The sequence below is a fragment of the Desulfovibrio sp. genome (assembly GCF_019422935.1).
Classification (GTDB): domain Bacteria; phylum Desulfobacterota; class Desulfovibrionia; order Desulfovibrionales; family Desulfovibrionaceae; genus Desulfovibrio.
In genome coordinates this window covers 111632-138251 of the sequence record NZ_JAHZCJ010000008.1, presented here as the reverse complement: position 1 = coordinate 138251, position 26620 = coordinate 111632, and the positions used below count along the sequence as shown (strand labels likewise).

The window sequence follows — 26620 nt, the reverse complement described above, 5'->3', positions numbered from 1 at the left end:
GACGGCGGGATTTTTTTAGCAGACTGCACTGTCGGCGCAAAAAAACGGCGACACTAAGTGTGCCGCCGTTTTTTTGCGTAATGCTGCTATCAGCCTTTCTGTTCTTGGCAAGGCTTTTTCTGCTAGGGTTTGCCGTAAGCGCCGGGCAGGCGGGGATGCGGTGCTGCCGTTTGTGGCGCGGCCTGATCAAAAGGCTGCACATGCGCGCGCTGGGCATCGACCGTCTGGCTGGGTGCCTCCGCCGCAGGGGCTGCAGGGCGCATGGCGCTACGGCCATAGGCCGCCTGAGCATGGGAGCGCGGCACGGCGGTAACTGTTGATGGTATGATGGGCTGCGCGGATCTGGTCATTGTTCCCAGAGGTTGCAGGCGGGTGGCAATATCGTTGCTCGCCTGACGGGCCTCGGGGGTTTCAATAATCTGGGCATAGGCGCCACGCAGGCCTGAAAGGATGGATTCCACACTGTTGAGTGAATCCATATCCATTTTCAGGTTGGCGCGCAGCAAACGGGCCGTGCAGAGCAGGTACAGGTTGTTGAGATTCACAGCCAGGCTGCCGCCCTTATCCATGTTCAAAGAAGCGGAAAGCTCATTGATTATGTCGATGACCTTGGAGATAAGGATGCCCTTTCCCGCATAGTCATTGGCAATCATCTTTGTGCGCGCCTGCTGTATGAAAGTGAGTGCGCCGTCATAGAGCATGAGCAAAAGTTGCCCTTGATCCGTGGTGCCGACCTTGGTCTGAAAATATGCTTGCGCCGCTTTGTTCATAGTGTGTCCTTATGGCGGTGTTCTTAGGCTGGCCTTATTGTTGTTTCATGCAGATTAGGAGGAACTGCTTGACGAATTGGAAAGCTGCTTGAGCTGCGAAGTGAGTTGGTCTTGCTGCGTATTGTATTTTTTGAGCAGGGTTTCAAGGTTGGCAAAGTATGTTTTTTGCCGAGCCTCCCACGTATCAAGGCGCGTCTGTTCCTGGGTAATCTTTTTATCGATATTTTCCATGATGCTCTGATAATTGTTTTTCAGAACCATCAAGGCGCCGTTTTTTGATTTAAGTGCAATGGCTGCGGAGGTTTGCTCTGCGGTGCCGGTGCCCGAGACGTTGACGTCCGTATAGGTCAATTCGCCCTTGAGGAAGGTGCTGACCGTTTGAACCAACCCTTCCTTGATGCGTATCTGGCCCGAGTGATCACCCGGGGTGAGGTTGTCTATCTGGAGCGCGAGGCCTCGCGCATCACCGGAAGCAACACTGTAGTAATAGCCCGGCTGGCTCGTGTCGCGGGTTGCGGCCACGCCGCCAACCGTGACGTTGGTAATATTGCCGCCAGCATCAACCGTGTATTTCACATCGTAAGAACCACCCTTGGTGATACCCGCAATGTGGCTGCCGTAGCGAAAATCAGAGCTGGTAGCCGTACCTGTGCCGCTGGAGCAGAAAAAATCCACAACATCCGAAAGGTTGTTGTTGATCATATTTTCATAATTGCTCTTGTCCAGCTGCTGCAGTTCAGCAATGCCGGACGAAGGCGCAATTACCAACAGCCCATAGTTGGAACTCGACTGGTCGGTTTCAACCTTGATGCCCATGTTGGCGAGGTTGGCAAGCATATCGCCCGACAGTACATCGTTGGCAGACGTTCGGCTGGCAAAACCAGGGGGCGCGCTGTTGACCAGAGAGGTAAAGCGCGACTTGAACAGCTGCACGCCATAGTTGCCCTGCAAGAGGCCGCCTTTTTCTGCGGTCAGTTGCGAGGTGCTGTAATTGCTGCTGTTCGCATTTTTGGGGTCGTTGGTGGTGACGTCCTTATTCGGATCAAATTTTGTGTAATCATTGATGGTCATCAAGATGGAGTTGACGGAATCAAGAAATGTCTGAATGGACTTTTCCACCGAGGTGATGTCTGTACTGACCGTAATGGCTGCGCTGCCTTTGTCCTGAATGGTAAAGACCACGCCCTCGATCACGTTGCTCACGCTGTTGGTGTCGGATTCCATGGTCAGGGGCCAGTTGTCCACCGTAAATTTGGCATTTGCCGCGCCACGAATATTCCAGTTGGAGGACGACGTCACCTGACCTGTAATGCCCGGCCCGCTAAGGGAATCAATATTATTGAGCTTGAGAAAATAACTGCCGGTTGTGGGCAGGGTGCCTGTTTGCAGGTCAATGGTCGTAGCCCCGTCCGCGCTTACCAGTGAGCCAGACAGCCCTTTACTTTTGAGTTCGGCGATGACGTCCGCGATCTTGGAGCCACCAGGAATTGTAAATGTCTGCGGCGTGGAGCTGTCATTGGTGATGTAAGTATAGGTCAGGGCCGGGGGCGTCTCCAGCGTGCTGGCTGCTGCCATGTTGGTGATGGTGGCCATGGCGTCTGTCTTGACGGTGATCCCGTCCATGCCGCCGCCCGCTCCGCCTGCGCTCAGGTAGAATTTTTCCGTATTGGCAAAGGTTACGGTTTTGCCATCTCCACTTAATGTGCCGCCAAAAGATTGAAGCTGGGTCAGCAGATCCTGATAGGTTGCGTCCTGCTTGATGGTCAGGTTTTGCGTGTTGCCAGTGTTGTCAACAAATGTATAAGTAAAGTTTTTTGTGCCGTCAGCGCTTGTGCCGCCAAGCTTTTGCGAGAGCTTGGTGCTGTCAAAGGTAATAGCAGTGCTGGCGGTAAAGCTTTGTGCGCCGGAATCGCCCACCACCTTGGTGCCAAGTTTGCTGTCATCGGCAACGACGGTTGAGGTCATCTTGCCAGAATCGCTGGCGCTGTCAGCAAAGCTAAGGGTCGCGCCGTTCACGTTGGAGAGGTTCAGCTCCCAGCCGCCAGTGGTGTTGTTATAGGTCATTTCAGCCGTGCTGGCGCCGGAAGCCTGGGCGATCTGCAATGCGGCATCCTTCATGGTGGTGCCGGCAGCAATGGTCAGGGTTCGTGTGCCAGTAGTGACACCATCGTTGATGTTCAGATCAACAGTCAGGGCCCCCGTCAGCTTGGTTGTCGTGGGCGTTGAACCCATGGAAAATTTTGTGACCGGAGTACTGAACGAAGTCTGCGTACTGGTGTCCCGCCGGTACATGGCCTTGACGTCAGCAAGTTGCAGATTGCCGGAGCCGTCAATGCTGGCAATGCTGCGCCCCACCTGCGCATTGATGGCGGTTGCAAGATCCTGGTTGGTCTTGTCGCCGTTGATTTTGACGGAAAATGTGTTGCCGTCCTCCATGATGAGGTCGTAGGCATATTTTGTGGGATTGGTAAGCACGCTGCTCACATCCAGCGCACTGTTGGTGGACCATGTGGAGGACGCGCCAGATGCGCTCATGCCTACAAGGCCGGAGCTGTGAATGACCAGATCGTTGGCCGCGCCGGTGCTCTTGCCCGCAACCTGAAAAACATAGCCGGAACTGGCCTGAACAATGCTGACCTTGATGCCGGGGTTGTCGGAAGAATTGTTGACCATGCTCGCAAAGGAGTCGAGCGTGGTATTGGCCGGAACGGCCATGCTGTATTCCTTGCCGGCATAGCTATAAGAAAATGTCTGAGAGGTGCCGGACGTATTGATGATGTCCGTCTTGCTGGAAAAGACGTGCCCGGTGTTGGCCCATATGGAGTTGCTCGCAACCTGGGTGACATTGATGGTATGCTGGATATCGTCCGCAGCGGCGCTGGCAACAGCTGAAATGACATTGCTGTCGCTGCTGGTTACATTCTTGGTAACAAAGCTGTTTTTATTGGCGAGGGTTGCAAGCACGTTGCTGGCGGTGCTGACCTGTTCAATAACTTTGTCAAAAGCATCATAGCGCAATTTCCAGTCGCTTTTCCACGCGGTAAGTTGATTGAGTTGCGTGGACTCAACTTTTTTGAGGTTCGCAAGAACCGTGTCAAAGTTAGTATCCGAACCACTGAGGTTGGATATGGCGTTGGAGCCGGATATGGTGCTGGCCATAGATGCCTCTCAAGAAAGATGTGCCGTTCCCTGTGCGGGCTGCGCAAACCAGAGGAACCGCCAGCCGTCATGCCTGCAAATGGCGGCAATACATGCCGGAGACATGACGGACACTCAAAAATTTGCAAGATACGTGCAAATTGGTGGATGCGGCGGGCCGGGAGCATGCAATGCCGGAAATGCTGAAAAAAAAATCAGCAGATAGCGCGAATGCCCCGCTTGGCCGTTTTTTCCCGCTTGCGCTCGCGGAGCATTTGTTTTGCTCCAGGCTGCCCAAAGGGCATTTTTTGCCTCCATGCAAAAATGCCGAAGGTCTTGCACCTCAATTATTTTAACGGAGCAAAGGCGAAAAAGTTTAGAGACTGGCGGCGTGTGGAAAGTGGCAGATGCGGATGACGGCTGCCCCGGCTGGCATAAAAATGATGGCCTGTTCCCACGGTACTCGTGGGGCGTTCTGCGCATAGGCAGGAGGGCGCAACGCGCGGCCTTGCAGCCGGGGTAAAAGAGAAGCGGCGGGTTGCCCCGCCTGCTCCTGATTTTTTAGCTTTGCAGCCATGCGATATCTGCGGGCGGTTTGTTCCGTCCGCAGCATTGGCGCGTGTCGCGCCTTAACGCATAAATTCGGCCCATCGAGCCAGCAGGGCGCGCAGGGCATTGCCCCGGTGGCTGCGGGCGTTTTTTTCATCCCGCGTCAGTTCCGCGCCGGATTTGTTCGCCGTTGGATCAAAGAAAATAGGGTCGTAGCCAAAGCCGTTGTCCCCGTGCGGGCTTTCCAGCAGGGTGCCTTCCCACGTACCGCGCACGACTATTTCATCGCCATTGGGCTTGGCGGCGGCCATGCAGCTGACAAAGCGGCAGCCTCGTTTTTCTGTGGGCACTGCGGCCATTGCGTGCAGCAGCTTGCGGATATTGCGGGCATCGCGGCTTTCGCCGGGCAGGCTCTCCCAGTCATCTGAATAGCGGGCGGAGTATACGCCTGGTGCGCCGTCCAGGGCGTCCACTTCCAGGCCGGAATCATCGGCGACACTCACAAGGCCGGTCAGGGCAGCCACGGCCCTGGCCTTGATGAGGGCGTTATCTTCAAATGTGGTGCCGGTTTCTTCGATGTCGCCAATTTCAGGAAAGGACGAAAGCCCCAGAACTTCCACGCCAAACTCGGTCAGCGGGTCGGCCAGTTCGCGAACCTTGCCCGCATTTTGCGTGGCCAGAACGATACGAAGTGTCTTGCTGTGCGCCATGTCTGCATCCTTTATGGGTTTGGGCAAAGAACATATCCGCAGGCGGGCCGCAGGTAAAGAGCGTTGGACAAAACACCTGGATAGTTTAAATAAACAATTATTATAAAATGTTATGTGAATGGCTCGCAGCGTGTGCTTTTCTTTTGCATCTTGCGGGAGTATAGTTTTTACCCATCATTCATCAGAGAGGAAATGAGCATGAAACTCATGGAAATATTCGACGTCCCCACTCAGGAAACCCACATTCCCGTTCCCTATGTTATTGCCGAGGCAGGCGTGAACCACGAGGGCAGTATGGACATCGCCCGCCGTCTGGTTGACGAGGCCGCGGAAGGCGGGGCCAACGCCATCAAGTTCCAGACCTACAAGGCCGGAACCCTGGCCTCCAAGGATTCGCCCGCCTACTGGGATACCTCCAAGGAACCCACCTCCAGCCAGTACGAGCTCTTCAAGAAGCACGATTCTTTTTGGAAGAACGAATTTGAAGCCCTTAAAAAATATTGCGATGCCGCAGGCATTGCCTTCATGTCCACACCCTTTGACGTGGAGTCGGCGCACTTTCTCAACGACCTTATGGACGTGTTCAAGATCTCCTCGTCCGACATCACCAACAAGCCCTTTATCCGCATTCTTTGCGATTTCAAAAAGCCCATTATTCTTTCCACCGGTGCAGCGCATCTGCACGAAATTGCCGAAGCCGTGGAATGGATTGAAGAAAAGGGCAACAAACTGGCCCTGCTGCACTGCGTACTCAACTATCCCACTGCGGATGAAAACGCGGCTCTGGGCATGATCCCCGCGCTGAAGCGGCATTTCCCCCAGCATGTCATCGGCTATTCCGACCACACCCTGCCCAACGACATGCATATTCTTGAAACCGCCACCCTGCTGGGCGCACGCATTCTTGAAAAGCACTTTTCGCACGACAAAACCTTGCCCGGCAACGACCACTACCACGCCATGGACAAGGAAGACCTCAAGCACTTCTACAAGCGCCTCAGCGCCACGCTGACCAGCGTGGGCGGCATGGAGCTTCGCGCCCTGCCGGAAGAAGAACCCGCACGTCAGCACGCCCGTCGTTCCCTGGTGACGGCGCGGGCCGTGCCCGCCGGTCAGCCGCTGACCGCTGCCGATCTTACCTGGAAGCGCCCCGCGCATGGCATCTCCCCCCGTAATTACGACGAGGTGCTCGGTATGCGCGCCCGCCGAGATCTGCCCGAAGATACCGTGCTTTCCTGGGCCGATCTTGACAGGGCCTGATTATGAGCACCGGGCGCATAACCCTTGTTCTTGGGCGCATGCCCCACAAGGCCGACCCTGCGTTTTTTCGCGCGGCCGGGCCTTGGTGTTTTGCCGAGCAGGAAGAATTTTTCCCCGACTGGGATAAAAAATTCACCTTTGCTCCTGAGCCGCTGGTCGAGATTCCCTTGCAGGAGCGGGCCTGCCAGGAGGTAAAGGCTCTCTGTGCAGATATGCTGCCTCATGTTGCCGAGCGCATCTGCCCGCATGCCCGCAATTTGCCCCCTGCCTATTGGGAAACCCTGCTCACGCCCTGGGCAATGAATGTTTCCAAGCAGGTTGTGGAACGCTGGTGGCGGGTCAAGGCCATGGTGCAGGCCTGGGGGCAGGAACCTCTGCATGTGCCGCTGTTGCCGCGTGACTGCTCGTTCAGTTTTGCAACCGGGCCGGACTTTGTGATGCACGGGGCGCTGGGGCATACCTACAACCACTGGCTGTTCTCGCGTCTGCTGGAAGAGGTATTTCCCGCAGCCTGGAGCATGGAATATCTGCCTTCGGTGCAAAAAAAGTATGGTGAGCAGGAAAAGCTCTCCGGCAAGGAGCAGGTGCGTGAGGTGCTGCGCAAGCTGATGTTGCGCCTGCCTTGCCCCCGGCTCAAGGGCATGAGCATTGCCCAGACCTTGCGTTTTTCGCTGGCCTTGCTGCACCGCAGTCATGGGCCGGACAGGTCGCGCCCGCAGGCGGAGTACAGCAGCGCCGCCACCGGTATTGCGGCGGACCTGCCAGAAAATTTCGCCAGTACGCTGGTGACGCTTTTCATGGCTTCCTTGCCGCAACTGCTGGCAAGTCACAAGCATCCGGCCCGTCTTACGCCTGATCCGCTGGGGCCGCGTCTGCGCGTTGCCAGCGTGCTGGCCTATGAAGATGCGGATTACCGCCAGTCGCTGGCCAAGTGGCGGGGGCGCGGCAACCGCCTCATGTATGTGCAGCATGGCAGCGACTACGGGCAGGTGCGTTGCGTTTCAGATGTGGAGATGGTGGAATACAGCCAGCATGCCTTTGGCACCTGGGGCTGGAAGCAGCATCAGGGCAGTGCGGGCAATTTTGTTCCCCTGCCGTATCCGCAGCTTGATGGCCTTGAAGGGCGCTGGCAGGGGCAGAAAGGCGAAAACCTGCTGTATGTCGGCACAGAAATGCCCGCCTTTCCCTATCGGCTTGACGCGCATCCCTCGCCCTTGCAGATAGTGGAATACCGCAAGGACAAAAGTCGATTTTTTGAAGCTCTGGGGCGCGATGTGCAGGCCTGTTCGCTGTACCGCCCCTATTTCCCGGTTCCCGGCTCTCTGCGCGATGCGGATTGGGTGCTGGAGCGTTTCCCCGCTGTGCGGATGGCCACGGGCATGTTGTCAAACCACCTCTATGCCTGCCGTTTACTGGTGCTGGACCACAACGGTACAACACTGCTGGAATCGCTGGTTGCCAATATCCCCATGGTGCTGTTCTGGCGGCGCGAGGCCTGGGCGCTGACAAGCGATGCCACGGCCCTGCTGGACATGCTGGCCGAAGCCGGTATATGGCACGAAACACCCCAGAAGGCCGCCGCCAAGGCCGCCGAGGTCTGGAGTGATCCGCTGGCATGGTGGATGAGCGATAAGGTGCAGCAGGCGCGCAAGGCGTACTGCGCGCAGCAGGCCCTGACCGTTCCGGGCGGTCCTAACCCTTACTGGCTGAAAATGCTGAAGAGTCTGTAACACATGCAAGTTCGTGTTTTTTCGTTGTCGCTGTTGGTGGCTGCGGTATTCTGTTCTGTTCTGCTCATGGGCGGCACTGTTCTGGCTGATGACGCCTCGACCCTGCGCGAGGCTCAGGCCGCGCTGGACAAGGCCGATTACGATCAGGCCGTGCGCGTGCTCAAGCCGCTGGTGGACAGCGGCAATGCCGAAGCCCTCTATGTCATGGGCCGCCTGATCCTTGAGGGCAAGGGCGTGAAGAAAAACAATACGCGCGCCGCGGAATTTTTTCGCTTGGCGGCGGAAAAGGGCGACGTCAGCGCCATGAATTCTTGGGCCACGTCGCTGGTTACCGGGGATGGCGTTCCCCGCAATTACCACGAGGCCGCCCGCTGGTTCCGCAAGGCCGCCGATCAGGGTCTTGCCATGGCCCAGTATAATCTTGGCTACCTCTATGCCTATGGCAAGGGAGTGCCCAAGGATGAAGCCGCCGCCATCGACTGGTACACCCGTGCCGCCAATCAGGGGTTGGCTTCGGCCCAGTATTCCCTTGGCTGGACGTATATGAATGGCAAGGGCGAAAATCAGAGCGACACCAAGGCGGCCCACTGGTTTGAAAAGGCCGCGGAGCAGGATCACGCCAAGGCCCAGAACAATCTGGCCTACATGTATGCCGAAGGGCGCGGTTATGCTCAGGATCCCGCCAAGGCCGTGCAGTGGTATACACGCGCGGCGGAGCAGGGCTATGCGGAAGCGCAGTACAACCTCGGCTATATGTATGAGCAGGGGCGCGGCGCAGCGCAGGATTATACCCAGGCTGTGGACTGGTACCGCAAGGCTGCGGAGCAGAACGAAGCTGCCGCCCAGTACAGCCTTGGCCTCATGTACGAACAGGGTACGGGCGTTCCCCGCAACCTGACCGAAGCCAGCCGCTGGTATCAGCTTGCCGCCAAGAACGGAGACCCTGATGCCAAGGCTGCGTTGCGCAGCATGTCCACCAAGGCTCCTGCCAAGGCCGCCGCACCCGGCAGTCCCACCAAACAGACCCGCGATAAAAAGAAGCAGTAAACCAGACGGGCCACAGGCCCGGCATTGAAAAATATAAAGGCCGTCCGGCATACCCATGGGTACGCCGGACGGCCTTTGCCTGTTTCTGCCAATCTGCACCGCCTGTTCCGGCGGCGCCCTGTTGCCGCTATTGTGGCAGAAAAAGACTGTTTTTTGTCATTGCTGCCAGCGCGGTCGTTTTTTATTCTGCACACATGAAACAGCGCGTTGTTTTCTTTCTTTATCCCGGCATTGTCTCGCTGGATGTATCCGGCCCGCTGGAGGTTTTTGCCACGGCTACGGATATTCTGGCGCACAGCAACAAAAAGGATCAGGGCTATACGCCCGTATTTGCCGCGTGCACGCCCGGCCCTGTGCGTACGTCATCCGGTCTTGTGCTGACGGCGGAAACAACACTCGAAAATCTTTCACCGGATATCCTTGTTGTCCCCGGCGCTGTGGATGCGGAAGTCATATCGGGGAATCCGCAGATCATACGGCAGGTAAGCGCGGCGGCGGCCCGGTCTACGCGCATGGCAAGCGTATGCAGCGGGGCGTTCATTCTGGCGGCCTGCGGTCTGCTGCACGGCAAAAGGGCGACAACCCATTGGCTGGTGGCTGACCGCCTGGCTGAACTGTATCCGCAGATTACCGTGGAGCCTGACGCCATTTTTGTACGCGATGGCAACACGTCCACAAGCGGCGGCGTTACGGCGGGCATAGATCTGGCGCTGGATATGGTTGAGGAAGACTACGGCGACAAGCTGGCAATGGAAGTTGCCCGCGTATTGCTTTTGTACCGCCGCCGCCCCGGCAACCAGAGCCAGTACAGCTCTGCCCTGGCCGCGCAGGTCAATGCGGGCAGGTTTGCTCCTCTGGTGCGTTGGATGGAAGGGAATCTTGGCAAAAATCTGACTGTTGAGCGCCTGGCAGAGGTGGCGAACATGAGCCCCCGCTCGTTCGCGCGGGTATTCCCCGCAGAAACCGGCAGCAGCCCCGCACGCTTTGTGGAAGGCTTGCGCATTACCCGGGCGCGGGAGCTCATTGAATCCGGGGCTGATTCCTTTGCCTCGGTGGCGCAGTCGGCTGGTTTTGGCAGCGAAGATCGCCTGCGCAAGGCCTTCATCCGCCGCCTTGGCCTGAGTCCCCATCAGTACAGCCGACATTTTTTTAAAGGAGAATAAAGATGAAAAAAGGCCTCACATACGGAATATATATTTATGAACAGGTGGCGGAGCTGGATTTTGTAGCGCCCATGCAGGTTTTTGCGGCATCTAACCAGTTTGCCGGTGGCGGCAGGGTGGTGACGCTGAGCGGCACGGGCCAGACGCTCAGCGGCTTGAGCGGCTTGCGCATTACGCCGGACTACAGCCTGCAAAATGCTCCGCCGCTGGATGTGCTGCTGTTGCCCGGCACTGCGGAAGTTTCCGAATATGCCTGGAGCGAGCCCACCATTCTGGACTGGGTGCGCCAGCAGTACGAAAAGGTGGAATACCTCGCCGCCGTGTGCACAGGTGGGCTGATCCTGCAAAAGGCCGGGCTGCTCAAGGGGCGCAGGGCCACAACGCACTGGCAGCTCATGGACGCCCTTGAAGGCGACCCGGAAATAACGGCTCTGCCGGATGCGCGTTATGTGCGCGACGGCAAGATCGTCACCTCGCAAGGTGTCTCTGCGGGAATGGACATGGCCCTGTGGCTTGTGGGCCAGATTCATGACCCGGATCACGCCCGCCTTGTACGCAAAATTTTGCAGTACGATCCGGCCCCGCCGTATACTGCCGAAGTTTAGGCGGCTTCAGCCCCTGCCAGCCTGAACTGTCTGGCGGAAAATATAACGGCGCAGCTCTGTGAGGGTAACAGGGCTGCGCCGTGCGTGTGATGGCAAGTTGTTTAATTCAAGTTAATACATTGCATTCGTAACCTGCTCTAACGCAGGCCGTTCTTTTTCTGAAATGCGAGGATGGACAGAAATTCAAAGCCGATGTTGGCGGCCAGATAGGCTGTCAGCTCTGCCTGATCTATGCCGGGCATGACCTCCACAATGTCAAAGCCCACATAGTGTAGATTTTTGAGCGCGCGTACCAGGCTCAGCACCTCCCATGAGGTAAAGCCGCCGACCTCTGGCGTGCCGGTGCCGGGGGCGTATGCCGGGTCCACAAAGTCGATATCAAAGGTGAGGAAGACCTTTGTGTCGCCCACGCGCTGCTGGATGGCTTCTATAACCGCAGGCAAGCCCATCTCGCGCATAATGTGCGCGGGCAGCACCTTGAAGCCAAGGTCAGCGGCAATCTTGAAGTCGTCCGGATCATAGAGCGAACCGCGCATGCCCAGCTGGATAGAGGTGGACGGATCAATGAGGCCTTCTTCCAGCGCGCGCCGAAAGGGTGTGCCGTGGTTGTACGGCTGCCCGAATACGGATTCGTTCAGATCCAGGTGCGAATCAAAATGCAGCAGACTTACCTTGCCGTGCTTGGCGGCAACGGCGCGCAGCTCGGCCAGGGTGATGGCATGGTCGCCGCCAAGGCCCAGCGGCACTGCGCCAGCTTCAAGCAGAGGCTGCATGAACTCGGTAATGGCGGCGTAGGAAGGTTCGATGTAACCGGGCACAATATTGACGTCGCCAAAGTCGCCACCGGTCAGCTCGTTGAGAATATTGACCTCAAAGATAACATTGTTGGGCTTGATCATGCTCGAAATATGCCGGATTGCCGAGGGCCCGAAGCGCGAACCCGTGCGGTAGGAACTGCCCGTATCAAAGGGAATGCCGAAAACCGCAAAATCCATGCCCGTGGGGTCGTCCATACGCGGCATGCGCATGAAGCTGCCGGTGTTGCAGAAGCGGGGGGACGAAGACGCGCTGGGTGGTTGCATGGAAGCCATAAAAACCTCGATGTTTGGGCCGGAAAAAGTTCGGTCTGGTTATAGTATGACCCCCGCCTTGTAAGGGCGGTATCCGTTTTTTACGCGGTCAGGCCGCGTAAACCTTGTATTTGATGTCAGAAGGCACGCAGTTTTTACCGTTGATGGGCAAAATATCCTGCGGACAGGCAGACATGACCACCGCGCAGTCAAAGTGGGCTTCAAGCACCACGTAGTCGCCCGCCTTGCTCAGAGGCGGCAGCCAGTGGGCCTTGTTGTCCACAATGGGGGTGTTCATCCACAGGTTCAGCGGGCAGGGGCAAAAATCCAACTGTATGCCCAGCTTGCGCAGGGCCGCATACATGTTGTCCGTGCAGTTGGCGTGGTAGCCCTGCACGCCAAGGCCCATGTAGCGGTAGATGTCGCAGGCGGCCATAAAGGTATCGTGCGCGCCGTTGCTGGTGTCTTCCAGCATTGTGAGCACCGGGCGGCGGTAATTGGTCACCAGCCTGTCGCCCGGGCCGGGGGCGCCCTTGTTGAGGTCGGGCCGCATGTGCTGCATGGACATGTATTCCAGCGGATTGCGCAGGTTGAAGGCCCACGTGTCCACCACCTGCTCCCCCGTGATGTTGACGATCTTGATGCGTTCACCGGCCCGCACAATGGCGGCATCGCCGCAGCGGCCGGGAATAGTGATGTATTCGCTCATGGGCATGTTCTCCTGCCAAAGGCTTGTGCCAGATATGCTGCCTGCCACTCGTAGCGGATGTTGGCGGCAGTGCTGCGGAAGCTAGGCAACCTGTCCGTTGCGGTGCGTCCAGCTTTTCAGAAAGGCCGCAAGGCGCGGGCTTTCCGGCGTATGAAAAAGTTTGTCCGGCGGCCCTTGCTCCACAACGTGCCCACCTTCCATAAAGACCACCCGATCCGCCACCTCGGCGGCAAAGCCCATCTCGTGGGTCACTATGAGCATGGTCATGCCATCGTTGGCCAGACTACGCATGACTTGCAGCACATCGCCCACAAGCTCGGGGTCGAGGGCAGAGGTTGGCTCGTCAAACAGCATGATGCGCGGTTCCGTTGCCAGAGCTCGCGCAATGGCAACTCGCTGCTGCTGCCCGCCGGAAAGCTGGGCCGGATAGCTGCTGCATTTTTCGGCAAGACCCACGCGTTCAAGGCATTCCAGCCCTTTTTTTTCGGCGGCGGCTCGGCTTTTGCCAGCAACGGAAATGAGCGCCTCGGTGACGTTTTCCATCACCGTCATGTGCGGCCAAAGGTTGAAATGCTGAAACACCATGCCGAGGTCGCGCCTGCTTTCGCGGATGCGTGTTTCGCTGGCGCGGCGGCGGGTGCCGTTGTACTGCACCTCGTAGCCCATCAGTGCGCCTTCAACCAGAATTTCGCCCTCATCATACACTTCAAGAAAGTTGACGCAGCGCAAGAGGGTACTTTTGCCGGAACCGGAAGGGCCGATAAGGCAGACCACTTCCTTGGGCATGACTTCCATATCAATGCCTTGAAGCACTTCGTGCTGCCCATAGCGTTTGCGCACATCGCATATTCTGATGGCCGGGGTGATTGTTTCTTCCATGACCTGTTCTCCTTTGGAGCCTTGGCGGCGCGGATTCCTGTAAAAATCCGCGCTGGTCTGATGCTGCGCTAACGCGTCAAATGCCTGGTCAGGCGGGCCTCCGCCTTGCCGCACAAAACTGCCACTGCCTCGGAAATGATCCAGTAGAGCAGGGCCAGCAGGCACAGGGGCATGACAATTTCAAAGCTGATGTTCATGATGCGGGTCGCGGTCTTGGTCAGTTCCGCCACGGTGATGATGGAAAGCACCGCTGAATCCTTGATAAGCGTGATAATCTGGTTGACTGCTGGTGGCAGCACGATCTGGGCCATCTGCGGCAATTCAATGCGCCACAGCCTGCGCCAGGGGCGTATGCCAAGGCAGTGCGCCGCCTCGCGCTGGCCTTCGGGGATGGACTCAAATCCGGCCCGGAATATTTCGCAAAAATAGGCGGCGGCATAGAGCGACATGCCCAGCATGCCTGCGGGTTCCGCATCCAGCACGATGCCGATTCTGGGGCCGCCGTAATAAAGCAGATAAAGCTGGATGAGCAGGGGCGTCCCGCGAAAAAATTCTACATAACAGGCCACGGGCTTGCGCAGCCAGGGGCAGATACGGCGGCCAAGCTCCGCGGCAAAACCCAGAGCCAGACCGCACACTATGGCGACCAGGCTGATGCGGATGGTCACCCAGAGCGCTGCGCCAAAATCCGGGCCGTTCTCAATCAAAAAGCTCTGCCAGCGGGCCAGAAAGGTCGTGAGGGCGTCCATCAGTGTTTCCCCTTAAGGCGTTCGCCAAGGCGAGAAATAATCAGGCACAGGGCCAGATAAATAATGGCTGCGGCCAGATACACTTCCACGGGCTTGTAGGTTGTGGACACAAGCTGTTCGCTGCGGCGCATGAGTTCTGTGACGCCGATAACAGAAATAAGCGAAGAGTTCTTGAACAGGATGATGAATTCGTTGACCAGCTCCGGCCCTGTGAGCGACAGCACCTGCGGCAGCTGGATGCGCGTGAGAATGCGCATGCGGCTGAGGCCCAGCGCCTTGGCCGCTTCGATCTGCCCCACGGGTATGGAGTTGAAACCGCCGCGATAAATTTCTGCCTGAAAGGCGCTGGTGTTGAGGCCAAGGGCCAGCACGGCGACCAGCAGCGAGGGCACTTCAATATTGACTGCCGAAGGCAGGTAGAACAGCAGAAACAGAACCACCAGCACGGGAATGCCCCGCATAAAGCTGATGTACAGCCCTGCCGCCTTTTTGAATCCCCAAAACTGCGACCGCCGCATCTGGCACACCGAAATGCCCAGCACAACACCCAGCGAGATTGCCGCCATTGCCACAAGAACCGAAGTTATTGCGCCCTGGAGCAGCTCCGGCATTATGGAAAGGATGAAGCTGCATTCGTTCATGATAGCCTGCTGTGGATGCATCCACTCGGTTGGGCGTTTCCGGCGGGGAACAGTAGGAGGGACTCCCCTGCGGCACGGCTCCCCGCCTGTCAGTATGGTGTTTTGAGCAAACTGGATGCCATTTTGGCAATTATTATTTGCTTACAGGTAGTTACACATTTTTGATTGATTTTCTTAGAGCGTCATTGAAACAAAAATGTTTTGACTGCGGTATGTTGGATTTATCTAAAACATTTTTGTTTCATTACGCGATCAGAATGTGGTTTGGGCCTGTGCGCTTCGAAATGCAGCCTGCGCCGCAAGAAAGGCAAAGACCACTGAGGCTCCAGCCAGAGCGGTAATGCCCGCCACGTCCTTGTCGGGCAGCACTTCCACCAGATCCATGCCAACAGCGCGGCACTTGCTGCAAATGCCGCGCACAAGGGTCATGGCCTCGTAGGTGGTGAACCCTTCCACCTCTGGCGTGCCGGTGCCGGGGGCGTAGGCCGCATCAAGGAAATCAATGTCAAAGCTCAGAAACACCGGAGCATCGCCAATGCGCGCAAGGGCCTCGCGCATCACAGCCTCCAGCCCCATTGCGTGGGCCTCGTGCCCCATGATGATGCGCAGGCCCTGCTGTCGGGGCCAGTCAAGGGCGTTGCGGCTGTAGAGCGGCCCACGAATGCCGATCTGCGTGGAATGCTGCGGCTGAATGAGGCCTTCTTTCAGCGCCCAGTAGAAGGGGGTGCCGTGATTGTAGGGCTTGCCGTAGTAGCTGGGTATGGTGTCGCTGTGCGCGTCAAAATGCAGCAAAGCCACAGGCCCATGCGCCGCATGCACGGCGCGCAGGTTTGCCAGGCTGATGCTGTGGTCACCGCCCAGAATGACAGGCAGGGTTTTGGAGGCGAAAAAAGGCTTCAGGCTGCCGGTGATGGCGGCAAAGCTGTCTTCCATATAGCCGGGGATGGTGTCGATGTCGCCGTGGTCGGCGATGGTGAAGCTCTCGTTCACGTCCACATCTAGTTCGGGCGAGTAGGGCTTGAGCAGGGTTGAGGCCTCGCGGATGGCCGCAGGGCCGAATCTGGTGCCGGGGCGGTATGATACGCCGCTGTCAAAGGGAACGCCAATAATGGAAACATCGGCCTGCGGGGTTTCGCCCGTTGCCGCCGGTTGCCGCATGAAGGTGCGGATGCCGCAAAACCGTGGGGATTGCAGGGAATTGACCGGACTCATACCTATTCTCCTGAAATAATGTATAAACTTGCAAAAATAGGCCCCGGCCTCATAAGACCGGGGCCATGCGTGAAGGAAGGAAAGGTTATTGAACGGGCGTGGGCAGCTCTGTGGGAATCTCCATGGTGAAACCAAACCACTTCTGCTGAAGCTCCGCCATTTTGCCGCTGGTGATGAGCTTGCGCAGACCGTCGTTGAAGAAAGCCGCGAGGCTTGCGCTGTCCGCATCGTTGCGGCCCACCCAGGTAAAGTAGACCTTGGGGCCAAAGGGCGGGGTGAGGATCTTGAACACGCCGGGGCGGCGTTTGATGACGTCCGCAAGGTTGGGGTAGGACTGCGCCACGCCGTCAAGGCGTCCTGCGGCAAGGTCGGCGTAGGCTTCGTCAAAGGCCACGTATTCCTTGACCTTGATCTTGTCCTTGCCGCCAAGTTTTTCGGCAAGCAGGTCAATGGCCTTGATCTGGGCGGAGCCTGTCTGGCAGCCCACGGTTTTGCCGCTCATGTCTTCGGGCTTGGTAAAGGGGCTGTCTGCGCGCACCAGCATGGCCACGGTGGCGTCGGCCACGGGCACGCTCAGGGCGTAGTGTTCGTTGCGTTCCTTGGTGGCGGTGACAGACGTGACGATATAGTCAAATTTTTTGGCGCTCAGGCCGGGCAGGATGCCCTGAAAAGGAATATCCATGCGCTTGACCTTAACGCCGGGCATGTCCTTCATGATGACTTCAAGCAGGTCGCTGCTGTAGCCCACGATTTTACCGTTTTCCATAAACTCAAACGGCGTAAAACGGGCTTCGGTGCCGATGACGATTTCGCCCTTGGCCTTGATATCCGCAAGCAGGTCGGCGCGGGCGGTATTGGCGCCCATGAGGAGCGAACTTGCCAACGCAGCACCAACCACAACTTTTTTCAGCAACATATTCATACGAAAACCCTCCAGATTTTGCAGAGGATGTTGCAATATAGCTGCCAAAGTAAAAAGTTGTTTTATTTTAACAAATTAAATAGTTTTAATTGAAATGATAGTGCGCTAGCAAAACAATATTGTTTTATTGGCCTTGTGGCGTCCGCATTTTTTACAAAGTTGTATCAGATTCGCGAAAAGCCCTGTCAGTGAAGCTCCTGCTCCGCCGCAAATAAAAGGCCTCCGCGAGGAGGCCAATACTGATGGAAGGTTGTAGGTGGTCGAGCGCTACAGCCATGCCCGCCAGATGCAGACCAGAGCCGCAGCGGCAATGATGCCGCGCAGCACGGTGCGGAAACGTTCAGGGTTGATTCTTTTCGCTACAGGGAAGGCGCACAGCGTGCCCAGCACCGTGGCAGGCATGCCGTATGCGGCGTAGCGCAGCACTTCGGGCGTGTATAATCCTGCCCCGGCCTGGAGAACGCAGGTCAGCGAAGCCCTGATGATAAAAAAGATACCCAGCGTGCCGAGAAATATCCGTGGAGTCCACCCGGCATAAAGGCCGTAGGCTCCCACGGGGGGGCCGTCAAAAGAGATGGCCGACCCCAGCACGCCCGAGGCAAAGCCCGCAAGCCCGCCCTTGAGCCAGGATTCCTGCCCGGTCTGGCTTACGCGCGAGCGGCTCTGCCACAGCACAAATGCCAGCAGGAGTATGCCGGTCATGCCCTGAAGCATGCTGCCAGGGACCATCTGGAGAATGAAAAGGCCGATGATGGAGCCGGGGATGGCCCCGGCAAACAGGGGGTACAGCGCGCGAACCTTGCAATACCGAAAATGCATGGCGGCGATCGCGCCGTCCATAACCAGATTAAGTATGCAGCTCAGGACGATGACAGTCTGAATGGGAATAAACAGGGCCGCAAGGGGCAGGGCGATCATGGCGCCGCCGATGCCGCTTGCACCGGAAACAAACCCGCCCACAAACCAGGCGATCACAACTACAAGAACAGGAGTATCCATAAGGCCTTCGCTGATCCGGCATCAGGGCCGGGTGGACGTATTCAACAGGCAACACGGCAGGTTGCAGCCACCTATTGCCCTTACGCGCGAAGCACAGCGCAGGTCAACCTGGCGTAAAGCGGCGGCGCATAAGGCGTGCCCTGGCCCTGGCAGGCCGGGGGAGTATTTGCGCCTTTTCAGGTATGCATCAACATGCTAATCTTGCTCAATGTTTCTGGAGCGTTCTAAAATTTTTGGCTTATTCCCAACCGTTACGGATAGTTGCCAATGATTGATCTTTTGAGCAACTTTGATGCCTTCACCATGGCAGTTCTCGTGGCGGCTCTCTATTTCTCGCTGTCTTCCGTGCTTGTGTATACGTACTTGTACCGCCGAACCTATCCTGGGTTCGGAAGCATGACGCTCGGGCTGGTTTCCTGGTCTGTAGGGCTGTTTCTTAACTATTTCCGTCCCTTTGATTTTTTGCTCTCCCTCTACTCTGGCGGCGTGCTGATGCTGCTCTCCGGGGTTTTTCTGTTCCGTGGCCTGTTGCTGTATGGCGGCGTCAGGCCAAAGCGTCGCATGGCAGTAAACTATGGTGTTTTTGCGGCTGTTTCAGCTGTAATAGCCTACTACATGTTTGTTGATTTCAACACCTGCACAAGGGTTGCCGTATTTTCCCTTGGCATGGCTTTCATGTTTCTCCGCATCGGGGTTGAACCGTATGTTGTCAAAGGCTGGAAACGGCATGCGACGCAATCTCTGCTGTCTGCGATGTTTGTTGTTCTTGGGGCGGTGTTTGTGCTGCGCGCGTACAAGGCCTTCAACTCCGTGCAGTGTCTTCCCTCCGGGCCGGATGAGATGGCCAAGGCCATGCTGCTCATGGCAATGTTCATTGCCTCAATTCTGACTTTCTGCATCATCGCCATGACATTTGCCAGAATGGAAGCGGAACTGCGGGTCGCCAACGAAGAACTTCAGGATATGTCGGAGACGGACGCCCTCACCAGCCTTGCCAACAGACGCAAGTTTGATGCCGCGTATGAGAGCGAATGGAAGCGGGCCGTGCGTGGGCGGCTTGGCATGGCCATTGTGATTCTGGATGTTGACGACTTCAAAAACTTCAATGACCGGTACGGTCATCAGGAAGGCGACGAATGCCTGCGCAAGCTCGCGCAGGTTCTGCAAGCGCATGCCCGGCGCGCCACGGATGTGGCCGCCCGCTATGGCGGGGAGGAGTTTGCCCTGATCCTGCCCGGCATGAGCGCCACAGAGGCGTTTGCCCTGGCGGAGGATGTGGTGCGGGCTTTTGCAATGATGCGCATTGAGCATGCCACAGGCAGGCACGGCAATGTTGTTACCGTGAGCGCCGGGGTTGCGGTGCTGGAACCCACAGGAAAGAAAAACAGGCGTGAACTGCTGCGCGCGGCCGATGCCGCCCTGTACGCAGCAAAGGCCAAGGGCAAGAATACCGTGGTGCACACCGCCGGAGCGGAGTGGGCTACGGATCGCGCGTGATAATTGCTGGCCCGGTGCTGACGAATCCTCTTTTTTCCAGCTCTTCCACTGAAAGCGCTTTTGCGAAAAAGAATCCCTGCCCGATATTGCAGCCCATCATTTTGATTTTGGTGAACTGCCCTTCGTTTTCAATGCCTTCCGCAATGGAGGCTATGCCCAGATATTTCGCCAGATCAATGACCGTCTGCGTGATGGCGCAGGCATCCGGGGCCTCGTCCAGATCCCGCACAAAAGACTGATCTATCTTGAGCCTGTTGATGGGGTAGTGGCGCAGGGACGACAGCGAAGAAAAGCCGGTGCCAAAATCGTCAATGGAAATTTCCAGCCCCATATCGCGGAACTTGCCCAGAGCGCGACGGGCCTCCTTGGGGTCGGTCATAAGGGCGCTTTCCGTCAGCTCAATGGCAAGCAGATACGGCGGAATGGAATACTTGTTGAGGATGCGCTCAATCATGGGCAAGGCCGCGCCACGCAAAAACTGTGATGGAGAAATGTTTATGGAAACCTTGGGCGGGTTGAGCCCTGCGGCGCGCCATTGTTCGATCTGCGCGGCGGCTCTGTCGGCAACCCATTCGCCAAGTTTGTCGATGAGGCGTGTTTTTTCTGCCTGGGGAATGAACTTGCCGGGGAACAGCAGCCCGTCATTGGGGTGTTGCCAGCGCACCAGGGCTTCAAGCCCGATTATGCGACCGGAATCCAGTTCCACCTGGGGCTGGTAGTGCAAAACCAGCTCGTTTTCTGTAATGGCGCGCGGCAAACCGCTTTCTATCTGGAGCTGGATGGCCGCCTTGATCTGCAACTCGTCATTAAAGAAGCTGAAGGTATTTTTGCCCTGCCCCTTGGCATGGTACATGGCAATATCGGCATTTTGCAAAAGAGTGCTTATGTCGCTGCCGTGCTGCGGGTATACTGCTATGCCAATGCTGACCCCGGCGTAGATTTCAAAGCCGCATACAGAAATGGGCTGGCGTAAAGATTCAATGATGCGCTGCGCAGTGGCCGCCGCCTTGGCTTCGTCCACATTTTCCAGCAGCAGGGTAAATTCATCGCCGCCAAAGCGTGAGACAACGGCATCCGCGCCAGCTGCGGAGGTGAGGCGGAGGGCCATTTCTTTAAGCAGGCTGTCGCCCGCCGCATGCCCAATGGAATCATTGACTATTTTAAAATCATCAATGTCGATAAAAGCAACAGCAAACTGGCAGCTGGTGGGCGGGTAGCAATCCAGCGCTTTTTGCAGGCGGTCGCAAAACACGGCGCGGTTGGGCAACTGCGTCAGTTCATCGTGCGTGGCCAGAAATTCAATGCGCCGCTGGGTGACGGCAATTTTTTTTATGTCGGCAAATACGCCGATATAGTTGGTTATGCCCCCGCGCAGGTTGCGTACCACCTTGATGTTCAGCCATTCAAGGTAAAAGGTGCCGTCCTTTTTTTTGTTCCAGATTTCGCCTTCCCACCAGCCGTTGGAAAACAGCTGATCCCACATGTGCTTGTAAAATTCCACCCCGTGACGGCCTGAGGCCAGCACACGCGGCGTCTTGCCGATAATCTCCGGTTGCGAAAAACCCGTGAGGCGGCAAAAGGATTCGTTGACGGCCAGGATGTTTGTTTCGCTGTCTGTTATGCAGATGGCCTCGCCAGTGAAATCAAATACCTGTCCCGTAAGCTCCAGCTGCTTTTCGGCTTCATCACGGCGGCGCAGGCTGTCGTAGGCAAGAAAGGCCAGAGCCACCAGCAGGGCAGATACCAGCGCCGCCGCGCATAACGTGGCGGAGCGTATCTGCTCAAAAGGCGCAAAGGCGTTGCCCACTGCGCTGCCCACTACAAAGGTCAGCCCATACTGACCAATCTTGTAATAGCCGAATATCCGTTCAATACCGTCAATCTGCGAAGGGCGGCGAAAGTTGCCGCTGACGGGGGAGTTTGCTTTCAGGTAGGCTGTGCCGCTGATGATATGCCCGTAGATGAGGCCATCGCCGGTGGAGCGCACAAGCAGTGTGCCGTCGGAGCGGATGACGTCGATGGAATCTTGCGCATTGAGGCCAAGGCTGCGAAAGAATGAGGCAAAGTAGTCTGGCTCAACAGAAACAACAATGACGCCGACAAGTTTTTCTTGTCGGACAATGGGGCTGGAAAACTGGATGGTCCATTTGCCGGAAACGCGGCCCAGAACCGGCTTGCCAACATAAATTTCCCGCCAGGGCGGGGTGAGGTGCACACTGAAGTGCTCTCGGTCGGCTATTCTTATGCCCGCAATGTGCGGCAGGGTTGAATAGGAAACAAGACCGTCAGGTTCTACTATGGAAATTTGCAGGGCAAGATCGCCGATGATTTTTTTCAACCCCTCCGCTTCTGCGCGGATATCCTTTTGGTCGGGAGTCCATGCTGCATCCAGCTCCTTGATGGCAAGCTCAAGGCGCTTGATCGTGGACAGCATGTGCTCGCTCAGGGCGCGGGCCAAGGTGCGCGTGGTAATTTCAACAGTAGACTGAACTTCTTTTTCTGAGCGTGCAATGTCCCACAGGGTTGCCGACCAGATGATCGTCAGCAGAAAAAGAAGGGACGTCGCCGTGATGGCAAGCATGCGCCTGTTGCAGTTGCATAACGCGCCTTTCTTTTCTCTGGTGCTTTGCTCTGCAGTGGGCATGATTCACCATTATTTTAAATAAATTCAACCGGGTACCGTGGAAACCGATTCGGCGCCTACCGTGGATGTGGCACTACCTACTCGCTGTGGCTCCAAGTTTACATGATGCCGTATGTTTTTTGAATAAAAATAGTTGGATAAAATATAACTATTTATAATATCAAAGTTTTTTCTGTATTGAACGGCAGGACAAAAATATCCATCGGCATTTAAAGCACGCAAAGGCGGTTGCGGTCATGTGTCCAGGTTGGTCTTGATCAAATATCTACCGGTCTGGGCCTTGTGCCATAACTGGAAAAAAGCATCCGATGTCAGAACATATCTTGTAGTGTATAAAAAATGTTGTTTAATCATGCAGTAAGGATAATGTATATGTTTTTTAAAATATTACTTACGTTTATTGCTATGCGTTGAAAAAAATAATATGTCATATTGTCGTGTATTTATTAATATGTTGTGCTGCTGATTTTACATGGATATAGTAATGTTTGGTGAGTATTGTAACAACATGAAAAATAAGATGGATTGAGAATGATATAAAGATTAAAATATCTGAGACATTAATATGTTATACGTCACGTCTATATGACAATTTTGTACTGAAATGATACTGCATTGGTGTGATGCAAAAAATAAAGTTTATAGAATTATTGTAGTTACGAATATTGCGAAATAACAATATTTTTATCTAGTCAAGCCGTATTTACGATGCTATTTTTCGAACATCTTCGGCTAAGCACTGTTGTTCGGAGGAAGCATGGATAAATTCTTGCGTTTTATCTGTTTGTGTTCTGCCTTGACCCTCATGCAGCTGGGGGGAATGGCGCTTGTTTCTGGCACTTCCCTTGCGCAAAACGATAGGGGCACATCATCCGGCCCCGTTCAAGCCAAGGGATATCCCCACCCCGACCAGTATCTTACTGTCCCCGCCGTTAAAATCGCCGACAATCTGGAGCCTGTCATCCCCCATCCGGAGCAGGACAAGGCCGTTCGGGAAAAACTGGCTGCGCTGGAAAAAAAGTTCGGTAAAAAACCCAACATTCTGGTTTTTGTGCTTGATGACGTAGGCTGGATGGATGTGGGCTTTAACGGCGGCGGCATAGCCGTGGGCAACGACACACCCTCGCTGGACAAATTCGCTTCCGAAGGGTTGATCATGACCTCGGCGTATTCGCAACCGAGCTGCACTCCAACTCGCGCCACCATAATGACCGGGCAGCTGCCGGTGCATCACGGCCTGCAATACCCGCCCATGTATGGGCAGCAGGGCGGTCTGGCCGGGGCCATCACCATTGCAAAACTGCTTTCCGATCAGGGCTATGTGACCCAGGGCATAGGAAAGTGGCACATGGGTGAGAACGAAGGCTCCCTGCCCAACAATGTCGGCTTTGACGATTTTCGTGGTTTTCTGTCGGTTTCTGACGAATACACGGAATGGCGCGACATCAATGCCAATCCAGAGATCGCCCTCAATCCCCCCAGATTTGCCGCTTTTGAAAACGCCCCCTTCAGCCACAGCGAAGTGCAGTGCAAAAAAGGCGAAAAAGGCTGCAAGGATCTGCGGGTTATTGATCTCGACACCATCAAGCATCTGGATGATGACCTGACCACCTACGGCGAGAATTTTATCAAGGCTCAGGCAAAAAATCCCAAGCCTTTCTTTCTGTATTTTGGCACGCGCGGATGCCATTTTGACAACTATCCCAGCGACAAGTATCTGGGCAGATCCCGCGCCTGCACGCCGTATTCCGACTGCATGGTGGAAATGGACGATGTCTTCGCCCGCCTGATGAAGGCTCTTGAAGATTCCGGCCAGATTGAAAATACGCTGGTTATTTTCACCTCGGATAACGGACCGGAAGGCGAAGTCTCCCCCTATGGCCGTTCACCGTTCCGCGGATACAAGGGCACCACCTGGGAAGGCGGCACACGCGTGCCTACGTTTGCATACTTCAAGGGCGTAATCTCCCCCCGCAAGACGGAAGGTCTTTTTGACCTTGCGGACATTTTGCCCACAGCGCTTTCCCTCGCTGGCAAGCCCGGTGCGGAGCTTGCCAAGCTGCTGCCCCCAGACCGTTATGTGGACGGCATCGACCAGCTTTCCTTCCTGCTGGCTGACAAGGGCAATTCCAACCGGCGCAGCATCCTGTACTGGCTGGGCAGCATCTTTGCGGCTGTGCGCATCGACGAATTTAAGGTGCACAAGGCCGTGCAGATTACCGACATGATCACCCACAAGGGCTACAATGGCGGCTTTACCGGCGGCATTGTGGAAAAAACCGGCGGCCTTGTGATGTTCAACCTGTACACCAATCCACAGGAAGACGATTCCGTTGGTATTCGCCACATACCGGTGGGGAATATCATTAATTCGGAATTTGGCCGCTACCGTGGCGTGTTGAAAAAGTATCCGCCCAATTTCCTTCTGCCAGGATACTAGGCTTGAAAATAGCGAAGAATATATGCAGATGCGGGCAGGCCCTGTTGCTGGGGCTTGCCCTTGTCTGCGGGCCGGACGCAACCCTTGCGGCAGATGCCTCTGACGGATTTGCCGGTTCGCAAAGCTGCAAGAGCTGCCACGAAAAATTTTATTCCCTCTGGTCCACATCCCGCCACGGGCTGGCCATGCAACCCTATGCAGATGCCACGGTTGGCGCGCAGCTGACCCCGCAGGATAAAGGCATTGAATCCGGCGGGCGGGTTTACCGCGCCTATTGCGGGCCGGGGCAGGGTTTTGTGCGCGAGACTGGCCCGGACGGCAAGCACGACTACGCCATTGCTCAGGTGCTTGGCGGCAAAAACGTTTATTATTTTCTTACCAAGCTTGAGCGCGGGCGCTTGCAGACACTGCCTCTGGCTTTTGACGTGCGCAACCGCCAGTGGTTCGCGGTTGCAGACAGCACGGCGCGGCGCAGCCCCCACTTCCGGGCTGGCGGGCGCGAAGGCCTCAACTGGCGCGACCGCGCCTACACCTTCAACACCTCCTGCCACGCCTGCCATGTCAGTCAGCTGGCCACCAATTATGATGCGGCAACCGATAGCTACAGCACCATATGGCGCGAACCGGGCATCAACTGCGAAACATGCCACGGGCCGTCGCAGGCCCACAATGACGTTTGCCTTGCCGCGCAACCGGGAAAGCCGCCTGCGGATCTGAAAATCATTCGTATAAAAATAGACCTGGATCGCCAGCAGCGCGATGATTCCTGCGCCTCGTGCCATGCGAAAATGTCGCCCATCACGGATTCGTTCCGCCCTGGCGAGCGTTTTTTTGACCACTTTGATCTGATCCTGCTGGAAAATGAGGATTACTATCCAGACGGGCGCGACCTGGGAGAAAACTTTACCTTCACGTCCTGGCTGTCTGCCCCCTGTGTGCGCGCGGGCAAACTGGAATGCATCTTTTGCCATACTTCCAGCGGGCGTTTCCGTCAGGCCAAGGATCCGGATCAGGCCTGCCTGCCTTGCCATAAAGACAAGGAAGCCGGGCTGGACAAACACACCAGGCACAAGCCGGAAAGCCCCGGCTCCCGTTGTATTGCATGCCACATGCCCAAGACGGATTTTGCCCGCATGAGCCGGAGCGACCACTCCATGCGCCCGCCAACGCCTGCCGCAACTGCCAGTTTTGGCTCGCCAAACGCATGCCTTGGTTGCCACCCGGATAAGGATGCAGCGTGGGCAGATGCCATTGTGCGCCAATGGCGGCCAAGAGACTATCAGGCCCCTGTGCTTGCCCGTGCCCGGCATATTCTGGATGCGCGGCAGCGTAACTTCAGCCAGTTGCCAGCCATGCTTGCCTCCTTGGCGGAGCCAGAGCGAGACGCTGTTTACGCCGCATCCATGTTGCGCCTGCTGCGCGCCTGCCCGGACAGCGCCAAGTGGCCGGTGGTTCGCGCTGCCCTGAACGATGAATCCGAGCTGGTTCGCGCCAGTGCTGCGGCCTCGCTGGCCGAAAATCGCGAGACAGCCACAGTGAGCGCTCTCGCCAAAGCCTGCACCGATCCATCCCGGCTTGTGCGGGTTCGGGCCGCCGAGGCCCTGGCTGGCGTGCAGAGCCAGGATATCCCGGAATCCTCGTTGCTGGCCGTCGCCAAGGCCAGGGTGGAACTGGAGCAATCCTTTACTGCCAGAGCCGATGACTGGACGGGTAGTTATAATCGTGGCAACTACCTGCTGCGTTCGGGCGAACCCGCTGCGGCCCTTTCGGCCTATGAGGCCGCCTTGCGCCTGCGGCCGGACGCCAGCGCCGCCCATGTCAATTCTGCAATGGCTCTGGCCCGTCTGGGCAGCATGGCCGGGGCGGAAGCTTCCTTGCGCAAGGCA

The 26620-nt window shown here is 56.5% G+C and carries 22 protein-coding genes; 9 read left to right on the top strand and 13 right to left on the bottom strand.

All coding sequences use genetic code 11. The features are described 5' to 3' along the window. Positions 1–122 precede the first annotated feature (122 nt). Positions 123–770: a flagellar export chaperone FliS gene (fliS, locus tag QZ383_RS11255; RefSeq protein WP_291445499.1), complete on the bottom strand. Its 648-nt coding sequence runs from the start codon at positions 768–770 to the stop codon at positions 123–125. Positions 771–824: 54 nt separating this feature from the next. Further along, the gene (gene fliD, locus QZ383_RS11250) at positions 825–3929 is read right to left on the bottom strand and encodes a flagellar filament capping protein FliD (RefSeq protein ID WP_291445498.1); all 3105 of its coding nucleotides are present in this window, start codon (positions 3927–3929) and stop codon (positions 825–827) included. Positions 3930–4099: 170 nt separating this feature from the next. Here fliD and QZ383_RS11245 point away from each other — a divergent pair, with 170 nt between their 5' ends. Then, a complete protein-coding gene (locus QZ383_RS11245) occupies positions 4100–4264 on the top strand; it encodes a hypothetical protein (RefSeq protein ID WP_291445497.1) in 165 nt (54 codons plus the stop codon). A gap of 20 nt (positions 4265–4284) precedes the next feature. Here QZ383_RS11245 and QZ383_RS11240 read toward each other — a convergent pair whose 3' ends face one another. Together QZ383_RS11240 and rdgB are read right to left on the bottom strand one after the other, a co-directional pair. Then, a complete protein-coding gene (locus tag QZ383_RS11240; RefSeq protein WP_291445495.1) occupies positions 4285–4485 on the bottom strand; it encodes a hypothetical protein in 201 nt (66 codons plus the stop codon). Between the two features lie 52 nt (positions 4486–4537). Then, entirely contained in the window at positions 4538–5167 is a 630-nt protein-coding gene (gene rdgB, locus QZ383_RS11235) for an RdgB/HAM1 family non-canonical purine NTP pyrophosphatase (RefSeq protein WP_291445491.1), read from the bottom strand. Positions 5168–5365: 198 nt separating this feature from the next. Between rdgB and QZ383_RS11230 the strand changes: the two genes are divergently transcribed. The 5 genes from QZ383_RS11230 (at position 5366) to QZ383_RS11210 (ending at position 10972) form a co-directional block, all read left to right on the top strand. Further along, positions 5366–6427, top strand: a complete 1062-nt coding sequence (locus QZ383_RS11230) for an N-acetylneuraminate synthase family protein (RefSeq protein ID WP_291445489.1) — start codon at positions 5366–5368, stop codon at positions 6425–6427. 2 nt (positions 6428–6429) lie between these two features. Beyond that, positions 6430–8157, top strand: a complete 1728-nt coding sequence (locus QZ383_RS11225) for an LIC12162 family protein (RefSeq protein WP_291445488.1) — start codon at positions 6430–6432, stop codon at positions 8155–8157. 3 nt (positions 8158–8160) lie between these two features. Beyond that, entirely contained in the window at positions 8161–9204 is a 1044-nt protein-coding gene (locus QZ383_RS11220) for an SEL1-like repeat protein (RefSeq protein ID WP_233483298.1), read from the top strand. A 194-nt stretch (positions 9205–9398) separates the two neighbouring features. Then, positions 9399–10367 (top strand): GlxA family transcriptional regulator, encoded by a 969-nt coding sequence (locus tag QZ383_RS11215; RefSeq protein WP_291445484.1) that lies wholly within the window; start codon positions 9399–9401, stop codon positions 10365–10367. A 2-nt stretch (positions 10368–10369) separates the two neighbouring features. Continuing rightward, complete coding sequence (locus QZ383_RS11210; protein WP_291445482.1) at positions 10370–10972, top strand: DJ-1/PfpI family protein; 603 nt, start codon at positions 10370–10372, stop codon at positions 10970–10972. 137 nt (positions 10973–11109) lie between these two features. On the opposite strand, the gene speB (QZ383_RS11205) is transcribed toward QZ383_RS11210, so the two are convergent. The 8 genes from speB (QZ383_RS11205) to QZ383_RS11170 form a co-directional block, all read right to left on the bottom strand. Then, a complete protein-coding gene (gene speB / locus QZ383_RS11205; RefSeq protein ID WP_291445480.1) occupies positions 11110–12063 on the bottom strand; it encodes an agmatinase in 954 nt (317 codons plus the stop codon). Between the two features lie 88 nt (positions 12064–12151). Next, positions 12152–12751, bottom strand: coding sequence for an urea carboxylase-associated family protein (locus tag QZ383_RS11200; RefSeq protein ID WP_291445479.1), 600 nt, complete (start codon positions 12749–12751; stop codon positions 12152–12154). A gap of 81 nt (positions 12752–12832) precedes the next feature. Beyond that, entirely contained in the window at positions 12833–13630 is a 798-nt protein-coding gene (locus QZ383_RS11195; RefSeq protein WP_291445477.1) for an amino acid ABC transporter ATP-binding protein, read from the bottom strand. Between the two features lie 68 nt (positions 13631–13698). Further along, positions 13699–14379, bottom strand: coding sequence for an amino acid ABC transporter permease (locus QZ383_RS11190; RefSeq protein ID WP_192113846.1), 681 nt, complete (start codon positions 14377–14379; stop codon positions 13699–13701). After that, positions 14379–15020, bottom strand: coding sequence for an amino acid ABC transporter permease (locus tag QZ383_RS11185; protein WP_291445474.1), 642 nt, complete (start codon positions 15018–15020; stop codon positions 14379–14381). The genes QZ383_RS11190 and QZ383_RS11185 overlap by 1 nt, the downstream gene beginning before the upstream one ends. Positions 15021–15272: 252 nt before the next feature. Then, positions 15273–16232: an agmatinase gene (gene speB, locus QZ383_RS11180; RefSeq protein WP_291445472.1), complete on the bottom strand. Its 960-nt coding sequence runs from the start codon at positions 16230–16232 to the stop codon at positions 15273–15275. Positions 16233–16317: 85 nt separating this feature from the next. Beyond that, the gene (locus QZ383_RS11175; protein WP_291445470.1) at positions 16318–17154 is read right to left on the bottom strand and encodes a transporter substrate-binding domain-containing protein; all 837 of its coding nucleotides are present in this window, start codon (positions 17152–17154) and stop codon (positions 16318–16320) included. 267 nt (positions 17155–17421) lie between these two features. Next, entirely contained in the window at positions 17422–18153 is a 732-nt protein-coding gene (locus tag QZ383_RS11170; protein WP_291445469.1) for a sulfite exporter TauE/SafE family protein, read from the bottom strand. A 267-nt stretch (positions 18154–18420) separates the two neighbouring features. On the opposite strand from QZ383_RS11170, the gene QZ383_RS11165 reads away from it, so the two are divergent. Next, a complete protein-coding gene (locus QZ383_RS11165; protein ID WP_291445467.1) occupies positions 18421–19650 on the top strand; it encodes a diguanylate cyclase in 1230 nt (409 codons plus the stop codon). Here QZ383_RS11165 and QZ383_RS11160 read toward each other — a convergent pair. Then, a complete protein-coding gene (locus QZ383_RS11160; protein WP_291445466.1) occupies positions 19634–22294 on the bottom strand; it encodes an EAL domain-containing protein in 2661 nt (886 codons plus the stop codon). The two genes, QZ383_RS11165 and QZ383_RS11160, sit on opposite strands and share 17 nt — an antisense overlap. Before the next feature lie 757 nt (positions 22295–23051). On the opposite strand from QZ383_RS11160, the gene QZ383_RS11155 reads away from it, so the two are divergent. Then, complete coding sequence (locus QZ383_RS11155) at positions 23052–24734, top strand: sulfatase-like hydrolase/transferase (protein ID WP_291445464.1); 1683 nt, start codon at positions 23052–23054, stop codon at positions 24732–24734. A gap of 2 nt (positions 24735–24736) precedes the next feature. Then, positions 24737–26620: multiheme c-type cytochrome (locus QZ383_RS11150; protein ID WP_291445462.1), on the top strand; the 1884-nt coding region annotated here is incomplete at its 3' end.

Coding starts and splice junctions, on each gene's coding strand:
- QZ383_RS11210 (WP_291445482.1), top strand. CDS start 10,370: ATGAAAAAAGGCCTCACATACGGAATATATATTTATGAACAGGTGGCG.
- QZ383_RS11200 (WP_291445479.1), bottom strand. CDS start 12,751: ATGAGCGAATACATCACTATTCCCGGCCGCTGCGGCGATGCCGCCATT.
- QZ383_RS11225 (WP_291445488.1), top strand. CDS start 6,430: ATGAGCACCGGGCGCATAACCCTTGTTCTTGGGCGCATGCCCCACAAG.
- QZ383_RS11165 (WP_291445467.1), top strand. CDS start 18,421: ATGATTGATCTTTTGAGCAACTTTGATGCCTTCACCATGGCAGTTCTC.
- QZ383_RS11240 (WP_291445495.1), bottom strand. CDS start 4,485: ATGGCTGCAAAGCTAAAAAATCAGGAGCAGGCGGGGCAACCCGCCGCT.
- fliD (WP_291445498.1), bottom strand. CDS start 3,929: ATGGCCAGCACCATATCCGGCTCCAACGCCATATCCAACCTCAGTGGT.
- QZ383_RS11220 (WP_233483298.1), top strand. CDS start 8,161: ATGCAAGTTCGTGTTTTTTCGTTGTCGCTGTTGGTGGCTGCGGTATTC.
- fliS (WP_291445499.1), bottom strand. CDS start 770: ATGAACAAAGCGGCGCAAGCATATTTTCAGACCAAGGTCGGCACCACG.
- speB (WP_291445480.1), bottom strand. CDS start 12,063: ATGGCTTCCATGCAACCACCCAGCGCGTCTTCGTCCCCCCGCTTCTGC.
- QZ383_RS11230 (WP_291445489.1), top strand. CDS start 5,366: ATGAAACTCATGGAAATATTCGACGTCCCCACTCAGGAAACCCACATT.
- QZ383_RS11155 (WP_291445464.1), top strand. CDS start 23,052: ATGGATAAATTCTTGCGTTTTATCTGTTTGTGTTCTGCCTTGACCCTC.
- QZ383_RS11185 (WP_291445474.1), bottom strand. CDS start 15,020: ATGAACGAATGCAGCTTCATCCTTTCCATAATGCCGGAGCTGCTCCAG.
- rdgB (WP_291445491.1), bottom strand. CDS start 5,167: ATGGCGCACAGCAAGACACTTCGTATCGTTCTGGCCACGCAAAATGCG.
- QZ383_RS11190 (WP_192113846.1), bottom strand. CDS start 14,379: ATGGACGCCCTCACGACCTTTCTGGCCCGCTGGCAGAGCTTTTTGATT.
- QZ383_RS11160 (WP_291445466.1), bottom strand. CDS start 22,294: ATGCCCACTGCAGAGCAAAGCACCAGAGAAAAGAAAGGCGCGTTATGC.
- QZ383_RS11170 (WP_291445469.1), bottom strand. CDS start 18,153: ATGGATACTCCTGTTCTTGTAGTTGTGATCGCCTGGTTTGTGGGCGGG.
- QZ383_RS11175 (WP_291445470.1), bottom strand. CDS start 17,154: ATGAATATGTTGCTGAAAAAAGTTGTGGTTGGTGCTGCGTTGGCAAGT.
- QZ383_RS11195 (WP_291445477.1), bottom strand. CDS start 13,630: ATGGAAGAAACAATCACCCCGGCCATCAGAATATGCGATGTGCGCAAA.
- QZ383_RS11215 (WP_291445484.1), top strand. CDS start 9,399: ATGAAACAGCGCGTTGTTTTCTTTCTTTATCCCGGCATTGTCTCGCTG.
- speB (WP_291445472.1), bottom strand. CDS start 16,232: ATGAGTCCGGTCAATTCCCTGCAATCCCCACGGTTTTGCGGCATCCGC.
- QZ383_RS11245 (WP_291445497.1), top strand. CDS start 4,100: ATGCCGGAAATGCTGAAAAAAAAATCAGCAGATAGCGCGAATGCCCCG.